The 16,252-nt window shown below is 38.6% G+C and carries 13 protein-coding genes and 1 pseudogene; 6 read left to right on the top strand and 8 right to left on the bottom strand.

All coding sequences use genetic code 11. The features are described 5' to 3' along the window. Nucleotides 1–15: 15 nt before the first annotated feature. Nucleotides 16–915 (bottom strand): lysine exporter LysO family protein, encoded by a 900-nt coding sequence (locus WH390_RS12020; protein ID WP_406850589.1) that lies wholly within the window; start codon nucleotides 913–915, stop codon nucleotides 16–18. A 199-nt stretch (nucleotides 916–1,114) separates the two neighbouring features. Here WH390_RS12020 and WH390_RS12015 point away from each other — a divergent pair, with 199 nt between their 5' ends. The 3 genes from WH390_RS12015 to macB all read left to right on the top strand — a co-directional run bounded on the left by WH390_RS12015 (nucleotide 1,115) and on the right by macB (nucleotide 5,960). Further along, nucleotides 1,115–2,776 carry an ATP-dependent endonuclease gene (locus WH390_RS12015; RefSeq protein WP_032116311.1) on the top strand — a complete coding sequence of 554 codons (1,662 nt, stop codon included), beginning with the start codon at nucleotides 1,115–1,117 and terminating at the stop codon, nucleotides 2,774–2,776. A gap of 114 nt (nucleotides 2,777–2,890) precedes the next feature. Continuing rightward, complete coding sequence (gene macA, locus WH390_RS12010) at nucleotides 2,891–4,009, top strand: macrolide transporter subunit MacA (RefSeq protein WP_032116312.1); 1,119 nt, start codon at nucleotides 2,891–2,893, stop codon at nucleotides 4,007–4,009. 4 nt (nucleotides 4,010–4,013) lie between these two features. Continuing rightward, nucleotides 4,014–5,960 carry a macrolide ABC transporter ATP-binding protein/permease MacB gene (gene macB / locus WH390_RS12005; RefSeq protein ID WP_032116313.1) on the top strand — a complete coding sequence of 649 codons (1,947 nt, stop codon included), beginning with the start codon at nucleotides 4,014–4,016 and terminating at the stop codon, nucleotides 5,958–5,960. Nucleotides 5,961–6,042: 82 nt separating this feature from the next. Here macB and cspD read toward each other — a convergent pair whose 3' ends face one another. After that, nucleotides 6,043–6,255 (bottom strand): cold shock domain-containing protein CspD, encoded by a 213-nt coding sequence (gene cspD / locus WH390_RS12000; protein WP_032116314.1) that lies wholly within the window; start codon nucleotides 6,253–6,255, stop codon nucleotides 6,043–6,045. Between the two features lie 304 nt (nucleotides 6,256–6,559). Here cspD and clpS point away from each other — a divergent pair, with 304 nt between their 5' ends. Both clpS and clpA read left to right on the top strand, forming a co-directional pair. Next, complete coding sequence (gene clpS, locus WH390_RS11995) at nucleotides 6,560–6,880, top strand: ATP-dependent Clp protease adapter ClpS (RefSeq protein WP_032116315.1); 321 nt, start codon at nucleotides 6,560–6,562, stop codon at nucleotides 6,878–6,880. Between the two features lie 26 nt (nucleotides 6,881–6,906). Continuing rightward, nucleotides 6,907–9,192, top strand: a complete 2,286-nt coding sequence (gene clpA, locus WH390_RS11990; RefSeq protein WP_032116316.1) for an ATP-dependent Clp protease ATP-binding subunit ClpA — start codon at nucleotides 6,907–6,909, stop codon at nucleotides 9,190–9,192. Nucleotides 9,193–9,260: 68 nt separating this feature from the next. Here clpA and infA read toward each other — a convergent pair whose 3' ends face one another. The 6 genes and pseudogenes from infA to trxB form a co-directional block, all read right to left on the bottom strand. After that, entirely contained in the window at nucleotides 9,261–9,479 is a 219-nt protein-coding gene (gene infA / locus WH390_RS11985; protein WP_004244560.1) for a translation initiation factor IF-1, read from the bottom strand. Next, nucleotides 9,437–9,530 (bottom strand): annotated as a pseudogene (locus WH390_RS11980) (hypothetical protein); the annotation flags it as partial. The gene infA and the pseudogene WH390_RS11980, both read right to left, overlap by 43 nt. 278 nt (nucleotides 9,531–9,808) lie before the next feature. Then, nucleotides 9,809–10,525 (bottom strand): leucyl/phenylalanyl-tRNA--protein transferase, encoded by a 717-nt coding sequence (gene aat, locus WH390_RS11975; protein ID WP_032116317.1) that lies wholly within the window; start codon nucleotides 10,523–10,525, stop codon nucleotides 9,809–9,811. A gap of 28 nt (nucleotides 10,526–10,553) precedes the next feature. Then, nucleotides 10,554–12,287 carry a heme ABC transporter ATP-binding protein/permease CydC gene (gene cydC / locus WH390_RS11970; RefSeq protein WP_032116318.1) on the bottom strand — a complete coding sequence of 578 codons (1,734 nt, stop codon included), beginning with the start codon at nucleotides 12,285–12,287 and terminating at the stop codon, nucleotides 10,554–10,556. A gap of 1 nt (nucleotide 12,288) precedes the next feature. Beyond that, nucleotides 12,289–14,061: a heme ABC transporter permease/ATP-binding protein CydD gene (cydD, locus tag WH390_RS11965; RefSeq protein ID WP_032116319.1), complete on the bottom strand. Its 1,773-nt coding sequence runs from the start codon at nucleotides 14,059–14,061 to the stop codon at nucleotides 12,289–12,291. 156 nt (nucleotides 14,062–14,217) lie between these two features. After that, complete coding sequence (gene trxB, locus WH390_RS11960; RefSeq protein WP_032116320.1) at nucleotides 14,218–15,183, bottom strand: thioredoxin-disulfide reductase; 966 nt, start codon at nucleotides 15,181–15,183, stop codon at nucleotides 14,218–14,220. A gap of 546 nt (nucleotides 15,184–15,729) precedes the next feature. Between trxB and lrp the strand changes: the two genes are divergently transcribed. Continuing rightward, nucleotides 15,730–16,224: a leucine-responsive transcriptional regulator Lrp gene (gene lrp / locus WH390_RS11955; protein WP_026822393.1), complete on the top strand. Its 495-nt coding sequence runs from the start codon at nucleotides 15,730–15,732 to the stop codon at nucleotides 16,222–16,224. Nucleotides 16,225–16,252: the final 28 nt, after the last annotated feature.

Raw genomic sequence — 16,252 nt, 5'->3', positions numbered from 1 at the left:
AAATTTAGTTATCTATTAGGTGAAGAAGGCAATCAGTAATGGCGTCAATAGACTTAGTACAAAACCGTGTACAATGGCAGCAGGTACAATAGACACTCCCCCGCTACGTTGTAATATGGGTAGCGTAAAGTCCATCGATGTTGAGCCACAAATCCCCAATGCAGTAGAACGAAATTGATTGATAATAATTGGAATAAGCATAATAGCCGCTAATTCGCGCATTAGATCGTTAAAGAAAGCGGTACTACCAATGACTGGCCCGTAAGCGTCGGTAAGCAGTATACCGGTTAGCGAATACCAACCGTATCCGGCTGCAATCGCTAAACCTACTTTAGTAGGTAGCCCTAATAAAAATGCCGCCAAAATACCACCAAGTAGCGCGCTGGTGGCAACAATTACCGCAATCGTTGCGCCTCTGAAATTGATTAAAATTTGCCGAAGATACATCCCACTATTACGAAGATGGCAACCCACCAATAATAATAAACAGATAAGGGTAATTTCAGTACCATGTTTGGCATAGGATAAAAATGGCCACTTTGTTAATCCTAACAGGAAACCTAGTATTAACACGCCACACAGTGGTAGTGAACTTAAAATCATTTTGAACCGAGAGAGTGGTTTATTGGTTTCCCGTTTCGCAATTTTCCACGGAAAAAGTTTATCCAATAATAATAAAGCAATCAGGTTAGCGGCAAAGGTGCAGCAAAAGAAAACCATGGTATAGATAAAAATTGCAGTAAGATGAGTACTAATATTATCCAATAACGCCAAAGTGATGCCCATTAAAAATAAAATAATGTAAACCATCACACCTAATAGGCGATGAGTAAGCGCTAAAATCTTCTTATTCTTGAAGCGAAACAGATAGCCAAGAGTTAACGGTAAAAGAATGATAAGTAGTCCTGAATACATAGTCCATCCTTATTACAATTAACGCTTTTATGGCGATGATTTTGTGGAAATAATGTGAAAAAGATAGGCAAAATAATGATAAATATTTTATAACAGACTCAAACTAGGCGCAATATCATAGAATAATATTTAAACGTAATTCATTTGCTCACAGGATAATCCAGTAACTATTACTGATAGGCATAAAAAGAGGTTAACCATGTATTTGCAACAAGTGGAGATTTCTGGTTTTCGCGGCATCAATCGGCTTTCATTGACCTTAGATCATAATACTGTGTTAATTGGTGAAAATACCTGGGGTAAGTCAAGTTTGTTAGATGCGCTGACTATTTTATTATCACCTAAGCAGCCGTTATATCAATTTAGCCAACATGATTTCCATCACTTGGTAGATACAGATGAACAAGTCAATAATCTACAAATTATTTTAGTTTTTTGTGAAAACCAGTCAAATAGTGACAACGCTAATCGATTTAAGTCCTTATCTGCATTATGGATTGAAGGAAATGATAAATATAAACGTATTTATTATCGTGTGAGTGCTGAACGACAAAATAATATTGTGGCTACCGAAAGATGTTTTTTAGATAAGGACGGCAATAAGCTGGTTTTAAATGATAATAGCAAATATATCCAGCAGATTATTCGACTATATCCCGTACTACGTCTAAGAGACGCCCGCTTTTCACGCCCTACAGCGGCTGAATCTTATGATGCTGACTATAAAAAAACCTCTGTTAAATTTGCCAGCCAATTACAACAATTGACCCAGGCATTAATAAAAGCATCACCAAAATTGTCTCATGAAGAGATTGAAGATGGCTTTGTGGCAATGCAACAGTTGCTCGGTTATTATTTTGCCGAACAAAATATGCGCTTATTTAATCGACCACATAAGTCAAATATTGCCTATCACTCACCTAATAGAAGAGGCTGGCGAGTGCTGGAAGATATCAATCGTATAGTCGGTAAACCGGAACAGCATTCTATTCGGTTAATTATTTGGCAGCTTTTTTCATCATTTTTACAATTACAAAGCGATTTTCAACTAAATAGCGATACTCGGCCTATCCTGATTATCGAAGATCCAGAAACTCGTTTACATCCTATTATGCTTTCGGTTGCTTGGCGACTATTAAATCTTTTTTCATTGCAGCGTATTAATTCAACTAATTCAGGCGAATTGCTTTCACAAGTTCCACTGGAAAATATATGCCGCTTAGTACGTAATTCAAATCAAGTGGTTGCTTATCGGTTAAAGACGAACAGGTTATCACTGGAGGATATGCGTCGTCTTTCATTTCACATACGCATTAATCGCCCATCAGCACTATTTGCACGCTGCTGGTTATTGGTTGAAGGTGAGACTGAAATCTGGTTAATGAATGAATTAGCACGCCAATGTAATTATCATTTTGAGTCAGAAGGTGTTAAAGTGATTGAGTTTGCGCAATGCGGTCTTAAGCCATTATTAAAGTTTGCTAATAGTATGGGGATCGAGTGGCATACTTTGGTTGATGGCGATAATGCAGGGAAACAGTATGCTGATTCAGCAATTGCTTTTGCTGAAAGAATCAATGATACTCCTCGAGATAGACTAACTACATTACCTGCGTCAGATATGGAGCATTTTCTTTACCGTGAAGGTTTCAGCGATATTTATCATCAGATTGCCGCTATTCCTGATAATGGTAAAATATCACCGCGTCGTGTCATTATTAAAGCAATTCATCGAACTTCTAAACCTGATTTAGCAATTGAAGTCGCCAATAGAGCGGCAGAAAAAGGCGTTAATTCAATTCCTTCTTTGCTGCGCCATATGTTTTCACGTGTTGCATGGCTAGCCAGAGGGCAATCTTAGTAAACAGGTAAGCAATAAAAATATTGTAGTATTTGTCTGCTGGTTTTAGTCGAGGCAGCAGTGGCTCTTATACAGTTTTTAACCTATTCCATATTAAAAAAAGGTATTTTTAGTATGAAATTTCTTCCCAATCAAAAAAAGCGTTTATTAATTTTTCTGATGTTGATATCAATTATTATCATCACCGCTGTGATGCTTTATGTAATAAATTTACCCAAAAAAATAAATTATCAGACTGTACCCGTTATCAGAGGAAATATCGAAAAACATGTACTTGCCACGGGTAAGCTGGACGCGTTGAGTAAGGTAGATGTTGGCGCCCAGGTTAGTGGCCAGTTACAGACCCTTTATGTAAAAGAGGGGGATATGGTAAAAAAAGGGGATTTGTTAGCGGTAATCGATCCGCAAAAAGCGCAAAATGTTGTTAAAGAATCAGAGGAGACGCTGCGTGAACATCAAGCTAATTTAGCCTTAGCGCAGGCTGAATTGAAGTTAGCCGAAATGACTTATCAGCGCTATGTCGATTTGGCAAAGCATCAGGCTATTTCGCGGCAGGAGTTTGATCGAGTTAAAACTGATGTGGAGGTTAAAAAAGCGCGGGTAAAAATTTATATTGCCCAAATTAATCGTAATCAAGCCTCGTTAAATACAGCTAAAACTAATTTGAAATATACCTATCTTACTGCGCCATTAAGTGGGATTGTTACTAACATTAAAACGTTGCAGGGACAAACGGTAATCGCTTCTCAAGAAGCGCCAACTATCATGACATTAGCTGATTTGGATACAATGTTAGTAAAAGCACAAGTTTCTGAAGCTGACATTATTAATCTTAAACCGGGGCAAAAAGCTTCTTTTACTATTCTTGGTGCACCGGATAAAACTTTTGCTGGAGTTTTGAAAGATATTTTACCTACGCCGGAAGAAGTTAATGATGCAATTTTTTATTATGCACGCTTTGAAGTACCCAATCCGCATCATATTTTAAAACTACAAATGACTGCACAAATTAAAATTCAACTTGCATTACATAAAAATGTATTACTTTTACCACTATCTGCCTTGAGAGAAAATATTGCTAATAATCAATATATTGTTGTACTGCTACAAAATGGGCAACAAGTGGAAAGGAGAGTCGAAGTTGCTACTCAAAATTATATTGATGCAGAAATTGTTTCCGGTCTTGCTGAAGGTGACTTAGTAATTACTAACTCTGAGATAGCAAAAGGATGAAGGAATGAGTGCATTACTTGAATTGAGTAATATCGGTCGTAATTATCGAACAGGTGAACAACAGGTAAAGGTACTAGAAAATATTTCTTTGACCATAAACGCAGGGGAAATGGTAGCGATTGTTGGCGTTTCAGGCTCTGGCAAATCAACTTTAATGAATATTCTTGGTTGCTTAGATAAACCAAGTTATGGTGAATACTATCTGGCTGGGCAAAATATAGCTCAACTGGATGACGAGCAGCTTTCTGTTTTACGCCGCGAATATTTTGGCTTTATATTCCAACGTTATCATTTGTTACCTTATTTGACTGCCGAACAGAATGTTGAAATTCCGGCTATTTATGCCGGTACATGCCAGCAAGAGCGCCGTAAACGAGCAATTGGATTATTAGCACGCCTTGGTTTGAGTGACCGAATTAAATATTATCCGACGCAATTATCTGGCGGCCAACAGCAGAGGGTCAGCATTGCTCGGGCATTGATCAACGGTGGGCAAATTATTTTAGCTGATGAGCCAACGGGGGCATTGGATAGCCATTCTGGTGATGAAGTTATTGCTATTCTTAAACAGCTATGCCAACAGGGATATACTGTTATTCTGGTTACCCATAATATGCAGATCGCAGCGCAGGCAGAGCGGATAATTGAAATTAAAAATGGCGAAATTATCCATCATTCCGTGCAACGCGAGCCAACAAAAATATTACCGCCGATTTTCTCTGCTAAAAAGCAGCAAATTTCAATAACGCAACGACTTAATCAGTTTAGAGAAGCGTTACTAATGGCATGGAGAGCAATATTAATTAACAAAATGCGCACATTACTCACTATGCTTGGCATCATTATTGGTATTGCCTCGGTCGTTAGTATTCTTGTTATTGGTAATGCGGCCAAAAGATCGGTATTAGCCGATATTCAGTCAATTGCGACAAATACTATCACAGTTTTTCCTGGTAAAGGATTTAGCGACGTCAGCCCAGAAGATAGACGGGCGCTGACCATAAGCGATGTGGATGCGCTACAAAAGCAGCCATATGTTTTTGCTATATCAGGTAAAATGAGTACTGATGTTCTCTTACGTTATGGTAATCGGAATTCAGCAGCCAGTGCATTTGGCGTTGGAGAGTCATATTTCGATGTTTATGCCATGTCAATGAGCGAAGGTATAATTTTGACCAGCGATATGGTTAAGCACCATGGACAGGTGATTGTTATTGATCAAAATACCAAGGATATGTTTTTTCCTAAGCAGAAACAGGTTGTTGGTGAAATAATATTAGTCGGCAATATGCCTGTTACTATTGTTGGGGTGGCGGCTGAGCAGAAGTCAGTTTATGGTAATAGCAATATGCTACAGATCTGGATGCCTTATACTACGATGAGTAGTCGTCTGATGAATCGCTCTTATTTTGATAATTTTTATATTAGGATCAAACAGGGGTATAGCTCGTTAGAAGCAGAACAACAATTGACGCGATTGTTAACGGTATTGCATGGTAAAAAGGATATTTTTACCTATAACTTCGATACATTGATTAAAACGATAGAAAAAACGACCAATACGCTACAGTTATTTTTAACATTAGTGGCGGTTATTTCCTTACTAGTCGGTGGTATCGGTGTGATGAATATCATGCTGGTTTCAGTAACCGAACGGACGAAAGAAATTGGTATTCGCATAGCAATCGGTGCTCGAAATAGCGATATTATGCAACAATTTTTGATAGAGGCAATTTTTATTTGTTTGTTTGGTGGTTTTTTAGGGATTTTACTCTCTTATATCGTGGCGCTTATTGCGCGCTTACTATTACCGGATTGGCAGTTTGCTTTTAGCCTAATGCCACTGCTTGGCGCTTTAGTTTGCTCAACCATCATTGGCCTCATTTTTGGTTTTTTACCCGCCCGCAACGCGGCAAAGTTGAAACCGGTAGATGCTTTGGCAAGGGAATGAGTAATAAATATTTATATGCTCCCAAAAGAAGCTTGGGAGCAATAATTAAAATAGCAAATGATTAAAGGCAATGAAAACCAACCTATCCATTTTCTACAGGAATAATAAGGCTGGCATGGTTACCCTTAGGCCCTTTAGTTGAACTAAAATTGACCTTTTGTCCAGCTTTCAATGTACGGTACCCTTCCATCTGGATACTGGAATAGTGTGCGAAGATATCTTCGCCACCATTTTCGGGGCAGATGAAGCCAAAACCTTTAGCATTATTAAACCACTTAACTGTACCTGTCTCCATACATCATCCTTCATAATGGGGTTTTATCAAACAAGTGCCTGTGAACAGCTCATTTCATATTGCAGCTAACTAAAAATTGCTTGTTCATAAAATATACTGTATTAAAAAGATATATGGCGTCAAGTGTACTCTATTCGTAGAAACTGGTTCAGTTGCTAAAATTTGATTTAGATAACGCTATAGGTCACTGTTTTTTTATTATTTACTTTTTTAAGGATGATTGGTCACAAATGGGATCAAAGTGATAAACTAAGAATAATTAAGAAAAATGTATAATTAAAATATTTAACTGGATTTTTACATAATGAGTGAGTGCCAATCAGATTATCAGACGGATGTCAGGCTCAAGGAACAAGTGGAACATGCTTTACAGCCACCTTCAATGTATAAGGTGATTTTGAATAATGATGATTTCACACCAATGGATTTTGTAATACAAGTGTTAAAAAAATACTTTTCTTTTGATGAAGAACAAGCCACACAAATTATGTTGGATGTTCATTTTCACGGGAAAGGGATCTGTGGGGTTTATACTGCTGAGGTTGCAGAAACAAAGGCCGCGCAAGTTAATATTTATGCAAGAGAACATGAATATCCATTACTTTGCACGATAGAAGAAGTCTGATTAGACTAATTTATAGGGAGGTGATTATGCTTAACCAAGAACTTGAACTTAGTCTTAATGTAGCTTTTGCCAAGGCAAGAGATAGCAGGCATGAATTTATGACGGTTGAGCATCTATTGCTGGCGTTACTCAGTAATACATCGGCCAGGGAAGCCTTAGATGCTTGCAAAGTTGACCTTGTGGTATTGCGACAGGAATTGGAGCATTTTATTTCACAAACAACGCCATTATTGCCTGAGGATGATAGTCGGGATACTCAACCTACGCTAAGTTTTCAGCGAGTATTGCAGCGTGCAGTGTTTCATGTGCAGTCATCTGGGCGTAATGAAGTTACTGGTGCTAATGTGCTGGTTGCTATATTTAGTGAACAAGAGTCTCAGGCAGCCTATTTATTGCGTAAACACGATGTAAGTCGGCTTGATGTTGTTAATTTTATTTCTCATGGCATGGTCAAAGGTAGTGAGGCTGATAATAGCCATTCCGATTCTATTAATGCCGCTTATCAGAATGAAGAAGCTATTGGCGTTGAAGAACGGATGGATAGCTTTACTACCAACCTTAACCAATTATCAAAAGCCGGCAAAGTTGATCCTTTAATTGGACGTCAGCTGGAGCTGGAGAGAACGATCCAGGTTCTTTGTCGGCGGCGAAAGAATAATCCGCTATTGGTGGGTGAATCTGGGGTAGGTAAAACAGCGATTGCGGAAGGGCTAGCATGGCGTATCATACAAAATGATATCCCGGAAGTAATGAAAGATTGCACTATTTATGCCCTGGATATCGGTTCACTACTGGCGGGTACTAAGTATCGTGGTGATTTCGAAAAGCGCTTTAAAGCATTATTAAATGTGTTAGAAAAAGATGAAAAAAGTATTCTCTTTATTGATGAAATCCATACGATTATTGGTGCTGGAGCGGCATCTGGCGGACAAGTTGATGCGGCTAATCTGATTAAGCCATTACTATCGAGTGGCCGGATCCGGGTGATGGGTTCAACTACCTACCAAGAATTTAGTCATATATTTGAGAAAGATCGTGCGCTGGCAAGACGATTCCAAAAAATTGATATCGTCGAACCTTCTGCTGACGAAACGGTACAGATTATTAATGGATTACGAGCTAAGTATGAAGCTCACCATAATGTTCGTTATAGTCCCAAAGCGATTAAAGCAGCGGTTGATTTATCAGTAAAATATATTACAGATCGCCATTTACCGGATAAAGCAATCGATGTTATTGATGAAGCGGGTGCAAGAACGCGTTTGATGCCACAAAACCGACGTAAAAAAACAATTGGGGTACAGGAGATAGAATCAGTTATTTCCCTCATTGCCCGGATTCCTGAAAAAACAGTTTCTTCTAGCGATAAAGAGCGATTGAAAAATTTAGATAATAGATTGAAATTGCTAGTATTTGGCCAAGAGCAAGCTATTCAAACCCTCAGCGAAGCGATTAAAATGAATCGAGCGGGGTTAGGTAGTAGCCACAGACCTATTGGTGCATTTTTATTTGCTGGGCCAACAGGTGTCGGTAAGACAGAAGTCACTGTGCAACTGGCAAAGGCATTAGATATTAAATTGTTACGTTTTGACATGTCAGAATATATGGAACGTCATACAGTTAGTCGGCTAATTGGTGCCCCACCAGGATATGTAGGCTTTGATCAAGGTGGTTTATTGACAGATGCGGTTATAAAACATCCTTATTCGGTCGTTTTATTAGATGAAATAGAAAAGGCACATTCTGATGTATTCAATCTTTTATTACAAGTGATGGATAATGGTACTTTAACCGATAATAATGGCCGTAAGGCTGATTTTCGTAATGTTGTCTTGGTGATGACCACAAATGCGGGTGTGCAAGAAACACAACGTAAATCGATTGGTTTTACTGAGCAGGATAATAGTACCGATGCATTATCAGAGATAAAACGAATTTTCGCGCCTGAGTTTCGTAATCGATTGGATGGCATAATTTGGTTTAATGGTTTAACACCAGAAATTATTGCCCAAGTTGTTGATAAGTTTATTGTTGAGTTACAAGCGCAACTTGATGAAAAAGGTGTATCAATTGAAATCAGTAATGCGGCACGTCAATGGCTTTGTGCTAAAGGCTATGATAAGGCGATGGGAGCCAGGCCGATGGCAAGAGTGATCCAGGATAATCTAAAAAAACCTTTAGCTAATGAACTTTTATTTGGGCAGTTGAGTCACGGTGGTGCTGTTAAGATCGATCTGAATAAGAAGACGCAAAAATTAACTTATCATTTTGAAGGTATGCATAAAACTAAACCAGAGAATGCAATAATTTAATTACAGATGGTTTATAACCATAGACGATATTCCAATCGTCTATGGCAAGAGCCTGAGAGAAGAGGCGATCAACGGCTACGAAAGATGATTCTGCCTTTACTCAGATCATAAGGTGTTAACTCGACAGTCACTTTGTCGCCCGTCAGAATACGGATATAATTTTTACGCATTTTGCCAGAAATATGCGCAGTAACTACGTGTCCATTTTCTAGTTCAACACGGAACATGGTATTGGGCAGAGTATCTAGTACTGTACCTTGCATTTCAATATTGTCTTCTTTGGCCATCTAATCCTCTGAGTTAATCACCAAGTTTTTTACGGGCAAGATAATGCCGAAAAACCCTCCTTATGTAAAGGAGTGTCGAGTTTAAAGTCACTTTTTCTTTTTATCAAGATACGAAAATTACAGCATTAAAGCTTAATAGTACAAAAATATACAACAAGTATACGGTTTGAACAACGCGAACGATAAAAAAATAAAATGTAATAATATCATAGCAAACCATCTAACTTAGTTTGCAATAGCATGAATGATTCTGTCACTTATATCTTCAAATTGATGCTAAATCAGCTATCTGTTGCCTTTGTTTAGGTAGAAAAATATTTTCCAGTTAATCATTCAAAATGATTAATTTCTGCTGCACTGGGTAAACTTATGGTTTGCTTTAGCCAACATGCTTTATCGATAGGTTGATCGCGATATTGATAGAGATAATTTAAAAACTGTACTCGAGGGATCTCTTTCACACCTAAAGAGGCGGTATATGCATTAATTATTTGACAATCAAACAGTTTTCCACCGAAACGCAGGAAATGGTGATAAAAAGCAATAAGTGCATATTTAGAACCGTCAGTAACACGGCTAAACATCGATTCACCACAAAAAATTTTACCAACATTAACGCCATATAGTCCACCAATTAATTTTGTGTTGTACCAAACTTCAACGGAATGAGCAACGCCCAGTTGATGCAAAGCAGTATAGGCTTCTATTATTTGGTGGGTGATCCAGGTTCCTTCTTGCCGTTGTGCGCAGGCGGCAATAACCTGTTCAAAGTCATGATTTAGCGTAATGGTATAAGCGGTTTTTCTCATTCTTTTTTTAGTTGTTCGGCTAATGTGTATTTCTGCTGGCAAGAGAACTGCACGTGGATCTGGCGACCACCATAATGGAATTTCCGTTGGATTAAACCAAGGGAAAATCCCTTCATAATAGGCAGATTGTAATCTACCAACAGCCAGATCACCGCCGATGGCTAGTAAACCATTGGGTTCATGTAGAGCATATTCGGGCGCTGGAAAGATATAAGATCCATCATCAAGCTGAAACATATAACCGTCCTATTAACTAATTTCGTAATTATGCTAGTACTATTTGAGCTTGATAATATTGAAAATAGCGCCCTTTTAATTGTAATAATTCTGCATGGGTCGCTTGCTCAATAATTTTTCCATCATCCATCACATATATTTGATCCATTTTTTCCAGACCCTGTAAACGATGGGTAATAACTAACAAGGTTTTGTCCTGGCAGTGCTGTTGCAACTGAATTAGTATCTGTTTTTCAGTTTTTACATCTAATCCTTCAGTCGGCTCATCTAATAAAATTATTGGCGCATCATAAAGTAGGGCTCTTGCGATACCTAATCGCCGTTGTTCGCCACCTGAAAGTTGTCGGCCACCTTCACCGATCCAACTATCGAGCCCTTGATTTTTAATCAAGCTGTCTAAACCGACTTGTTTTATTACTTTTGTCAGTAAGGTATCACTTGCATCATCTTTCGCTATTAGCAGATTATTACGTAAAGTATCACTAAAAATATGTGTTCGCTGTGGAACTACCGCCATTAATTTACGTAATGTTTTCTCATTATAGTGATTAATTGGGTGGCCATTTATCAAGATCTGGCCTGAGCTGACATCCCATGCACGGGTTAATAATTGTAACAGCGTAGATTTACCACAACCGGTCTTACCTAGTAGCGCAACATGTTCACCGGCATTGAGTGTTAAAGAGATATTTTTTAATGTCGGTTGCGGTTGTTGGGGATAACTGAAATGCACTTTTTGCAATTTGATGTCAACCTGATTATTCGTTGTTATATTTGAAGCGGGAAATGTCACGGCTGGCTTCTGATTAATTAACTCCATTAAGCGATTTGCTGAAGTAACCACTTGCCCTAAATATTGAAATGCAACCGCCACCGGCCCAAGAACTTCAAACGCAGCTAAGGTACAAAAGACGAACAGAGCAATAAGCGCACCGGGTTTATGCTGTTCACCAACACCAGTTGCTGCCATCCACATTAATAGGGTTGCGGTAAGGCCGGAGATAAAAATCATAATAGATTGTGATAGCGCGGTTAAGTTAGATTGCTGTTGTTGGCGTTTTAGCCAGTTGGTTTCTAGATCGGTTAATACTTGCCGAAAACGAGGTAATGCCCCAAAAACAGTTAGTTCCGCTTTTGCCTGAATAATATTGATTAAACAAGCGCGATATTGGCTGCGAAATATAATGAGATCGTGTCCAATAGATTTTCCCGCCTGATAAAAAAACCAGGGTAAGGTAATCAGTAAACACAGCATAATTGTACCCAGAGTAAGGGCAAGAAATGAGTCTAATGTGCTTAATGCCAAAGTGAGTAAAATAGTAATAACCAAAGCAGCAAAAATGGGAGAAAGCACCCGTAGATACAAATGATCAAGGCTTTCGACATCAGCTACCAGACGATTAAGAATATCTCCTTGGCGATAGTGTGCGATACCGCTAGGTGAAAGCGGGAATAGTTTTTGAAATGTAAATATCCTTAAATGTGCTAAGACACGAAAAGTTGCATCATGGTTAACCAACCGTTCGGCATAACGGCTGGCAGTTCGGATAATTGCTGAGCCACGAACGCCTGCTGCGGGTAGCATATAATTAAAGGTATACAGTCCGGCAGCGCCTGCAAGTGCCGTTCCGGCTAAAAACCAACCTGATAAAGTTAGTAGACTAATACTCGCCAGTACCGCAATAATGGTTAATATAATGCCAAGATTAAGTAGTAACCAATGACGACGATATAGCGCAAGAAAAGGGAGTAGTACACGCATATTATATCTCCTCTGCGCGATAAGTTAGCAGGCGGCTAAAAGCTCCTTTAGTCTGGCTTAGCTTGCTGTATGTGCCTTGTTCAATAATTAAACCATTTTCCATCACCCATATTTGATCATATGCGGCAGCTTCTGCTAATAAATGTGTAACCAGCAAGGTTGTTTGTTTAGTTGAGGCCGCATTAAGTGCTGTCATCACCCGTTGCTCACTTTGCATATCAAGACTTGCTGCAGGCTCATCCAATAAAAGCAAAAGACAGGGGTTTAATAACGCGCGGGCGACAGCAATTCGTTGTGCTTGTCCAACGGATAAGCGAGCGCCATTTTCGCCAATTTGGGTATCAACCCCCGCGGGTAGATGCTTAATAAACTCGGTTACATAAGCATTTTCCATTGCAATATTGACTGCGGCTGCAGAAGCTTCGGCTGAATAGAGACGTATATTGTCAATGATGGTTTGTGCCGGTAAATGGGGATTTTGGCCAACCCAGCTAAGTTGTTTGCGCCAATCAGCCATATCGAGATCCCTAAGTTCGATTCCATTAACCGTTAGCGATCCACGATAGGGTAGAAAACCCAGTAATGCATTTAATAGTGAACTTTTGCCAGCTCCGCTTTGGCCGACTAATGCGATGCGTTGGTTTGGCAATAGGGTGAAATTTAACGGGCCAGCCAGGCGTACATTGTCATGAGAAAAAATTTCTAGTTGCTGTGCTGTAATAGTTAAAGGTTGAGCCGGCGTCATTAGCTGATTGTTTTGCGATAGTGGCGATGGTTGTTCTATGCTGGCTAATAATGTAAATAGAGATTCTGCTGCGCCTACTGCTTGTGCTTTAGCATGGTAATAAGTGCCTAAATCACGTAGTGGCTGAAAAAATTCCGGGGCGAGTATCAAAGCTAAAAAACCAGCAAAAAGGGTAACCGGTATGCCATAATTACCAAAATGCAATTCGCCTAAATAAGAGAAACCAAAATAAACCGCGACAATGGCGATGGAGATTGAGGCGAAGAATTCTAACACTGCCGAAGAGAGAAATGCCATCCGTAAGACTTCCATGGTTCTTTTACGAAACTCTTCGGTTGCTTGTTCAATATCTTTTATTTCTTTGTTGGCACGGAAAAAAAGTCGTAAGGTATCCAGTCCACGTAAACGATCGAGAAATCTACCGCTTAATCGGGCTAAAGCAACAAAATTTCGTCGATTAACATCAGCGGCGCCCATCCCAACTAATATCATAAATAAGGGGATTAAAGGTGCGGTGATAAATAAAATTAAGCCAGCGGCCCAGTTAAGCGGGAAAATTGCAATCAGAATGATAATCGGGATCATAGCGGCTAAATACATTTGAGGTAAATAGCGAGCGTAATAATCCTGTATGTCCTCAATTTGTTCTAAGATGATAGTAGCCCAACTACCAGCGGGTTTATTTTTAACCCAAATAGGTCCTAATTGGTTAAGTTTATTTAGTACCATGCTACGGATCTGCTGGCGAACAATTTTGCCACAAATAAATCCAACACTTTCTCGTATAAAATTAATTATTGCTCTTACAATAAATACACAAATGAGTAATGAAAATTGAACAAGTAGTTGTTCTCTCGGTACATTGTCTATAATTAATGCTTGTAAAATGGTGGCTAAAAACCAGGCTTGGGTAACGATAAGTAGGCCACTAATAATTCCCAGTAACATGGATAAGCGTAGCCAGTGTTTTGCTGGTGCTGATTGTTGTTTCAACCATTTGACCAGTTCAGTTTGTTTTTGTTTATCCATAGTGATAATTTTATATACCGGCGTTAAGTTAATTATTACAACGGGTTGATGTTAATTTTATCTAATATCAACTTTAGAGGTATGTTACAGCTAAAAAGGCGCTATTTCGACAGCGCCTGCTAAAGAACTTTATTAAATTATTATAATTTGTAACATTTATTTGCGGTATAACGCATCTAAATAACGTTCGGCGTCAAGGGCGGCCATACAACCAGTACCTGCTGAGGTAATCGCTTGACGATAGATATGATCCATAACATCACCGGCAGCGAAAACACCTTCAACTGAGGTTTGGGTCGCATTGCCTTTAGTCCCAGATTGCACTTGAATATAGCCATTTTCTAACACTAACTGATCGGCAAAGATACTTGTATTGGGCGTATGGCCAATAGCGATAAATACGCCAGTCACGGAAAGCATCTCTATGTTGTCATTTTGGGTTGAACGTAAATTGATTCCAGTGACACCACTATTGTCACCTAATACTTCATCGAGAGTAAAATTGGTATGTAATACAATATTGCCAGTTTTTACTTTTTCCATCATTCGCTGAATAAGGATTTTTTCGGCTCGAAATGTTTCACGTCGATGAATAACATGGACTTCTGAAGCGATATTTGATAGGTAAAGAGCTTCTTCAATAGCGGTATTTCCACCCCCCACAACAGCAACTTTTTGTTTGCGATAGAAAAAACCATCACAGGTGGCACAGGCTGAAACACCACGACCTTTAAAGGCTTCTTCAGAAGGTAAACCCAGATAGCGAGCTGAGGCGCCGGTAGCAATAATAAGTGCATCGCAGCTATATATTCCGTTATCGCCAGTCAGTTGGAACGGCCGTTGCTGCAGATCAACCTTATGAATGTGATCATTAATAATGTTTTCTTCTGCCGCAAATTTTTTAGTATGTTGCAGCATGCGTTCCATCAACACCGGCCCCATTAATTCGGAATGATCCCCAGGCCAATTTTCAACTTCGGTGGTTGTGGTTAATTGTCCGCCTGGTTGAACGCCGGTGATTAATACCGGACTTAAGTTTGCTCGGGCGGCATAAATTGCTGCTGTATAGCCAGCTGGGCCAGATCCTAGAATAACAACTTTACTATGATTGGTGGTGTTCATAGATGCTCCATTTTTTAAGAATATTTATTCAATGTGGCGATTGTAGGAGATTAGAAAAATTAAAAAAAGTAAATTGAATTAAAAGATGATAAGTAATAGTCATTTTTATTAGCTTATCTTTAACATTTTATTAAGGCAGCAAGTCATGAAAAAAGATTATTTTTCGTGAAATAACGTTTTAAATTGAGAATTTTCCTTATATCTTATTGACAATTAGTTAATAATACATTCGTTTCCATATGATGTTCTGATTTTTATTCATAATCTTTGACAATCGGTTGTGTATTTGAGAAAACATCTTGTAGGATTAATTACCTCATTTGATTAATTGAAATTGAACATCATTTAAACAAATAGATAAATATCCTACTTTTCATTATCAAATTGAAAACTAACCAGATGATTTATCTACAAGATGAATTATACTACTAAATACTAATGGTCAGGCGGAGTTTAACCTTATTGCATCTTTTCCAATTCAATCATAAGAAAAGAAAATAGGGAATGTAATGGGTATAAAAAAATAGATAAAAGAGAGATAACGAAATGATTGATAACAAAAAGCGTCCAGGAAAAGATCTTGATCGTATAGATAGGAACATACTGAATGAATTACAAAAGGATGGTCGTATTTCTAATGTAGAGCTTTCTAAGAGAGTAGGGTTATCACCAACACCTTGTTTGGAACGCGTGCGCCGGTTGGAACGTCAAGGTTTTATTTCAGGTTATACTGCTTTATTAAATCCACACTATCTCGATGCATCTTTGTTGGTTTTTGTTGAGATTACCTTGAACCGTGGTGCTGCGGATGTTTTTGAACAGTTTAATGCCGTTGTGCAAAAACTGGAGGGAATTCAGGAATGTCATTTAGTCTCTGGGGATTTTGATTATTTACTTAAAACACGTGTTCCTGATATGTCTGCTTATCGTAAATTGTTAGGAGAGACTTTACTTCGTCTTCCAGGTGTCAATGACACCCGTACTTATGTAGTAATGGAAGAGGTAAAACAGAGTAATCGTTTGGTCATTAAGACACGCTAATCAAATAGATGCAAAACTGGAAAAAGTT

Origin of the sequence: Candidatus Arsenophonus nilaparvatae (genome assembly GCF_045346035.1) — a bacterium.
Classification (GTDB): Bacteria; Pseudomonadota; Gammaproteobacteria; order Enterobacterales; family Enterobacteriaceae; genus Arsenophonus; species Arsenophonus nilaparvatae.
The sequence above is the reverse complement of the archived record's forward strand: the minus strand, read 5'-3'. Positions and strand labels throughout refer to the sequence as shown.

Coding starts and splice junctions, on each gene's coding strand:
- aat (WP_032116317.1), bottom strand. CDS start 10,525: ATGTTTCAGCTTGATGATGGATCTTATATCTTTCCAGCGCCCGAATAT.
- cydC (WP_032116318.1), bottom strand. CDS start 12,287: ATGCGTGTACTACTCCCTTTTCTTGCGCTATATCGTCGTCATTGGTTA.
- clpA (WP_032116316.1), top strand. CDS start 6,907: ATGCTTAACCAAGAACTTGAACTTAGTCTTAATGTAGCTTTTGCCAAG.
- clpS (WP_032116315.1), top strand. CDS start 6,560: ATGAGTGAGTGCCAATCAGATTATCAGACGGATGTCAGGCTCAAGGAA.
- infA (WP_004244560.1), bottom strand. CDS start 9,479: ATGGCCAAAGAAGACAATATTGAAATGCAAGGTACAGTACTAGATACT.
- WH390_RS12020 (WP_406850589.1), bottom strand. CDS start 915: ATGTATTCAGGACTACTTATCATTCTTTTACCGTTAACTCTTGGCTAT.
- trxB (WP_032116320.1), bottom strand. CDS start 15,183: ATGAACACCACCAATCATAGTAAAGTTGTTATTCTAGGATCTGGCCCA.
- lrp (WP_026822393.1), top strand. CDS start 15,730: ATGATTGATAACAAAAAGCGTCCAGGAAAAGATCTTGATCGTATAGAT.
- cspD (WP_032116314.1), bottom strand. CDS start 6,255: ATGGAGACAGGTACAGTTAAGTGGTTTAATAATGCTAAAGGTTTTGGC.
- macB (WP_032116313.1), top strand. CDS start 4,014: ATGAGTGCATTACTTGAATTGAGTAATATCGGTCGTAATTATCGAACA.
- macA (WP_032116312.1), top strand. CDS start 2,891: ATGAAATTTCTTCCCAATCAAAAAAAGCGTTTATTAATTTTTCTGATG.
- cydD (WP_032116319.1), bottom strand. CDS start 14,061: ATGGATAAACAAAAACAAACTGAACTGGTCAAATGGTTGAAACAACAA.
- WH390_RS12015 (WP_032116311.1), top strand. CDS start 1,115: ATGTATTTGCAACAAGTGGAGATTTCTGGTTTTCGCGGCATCAATCGG.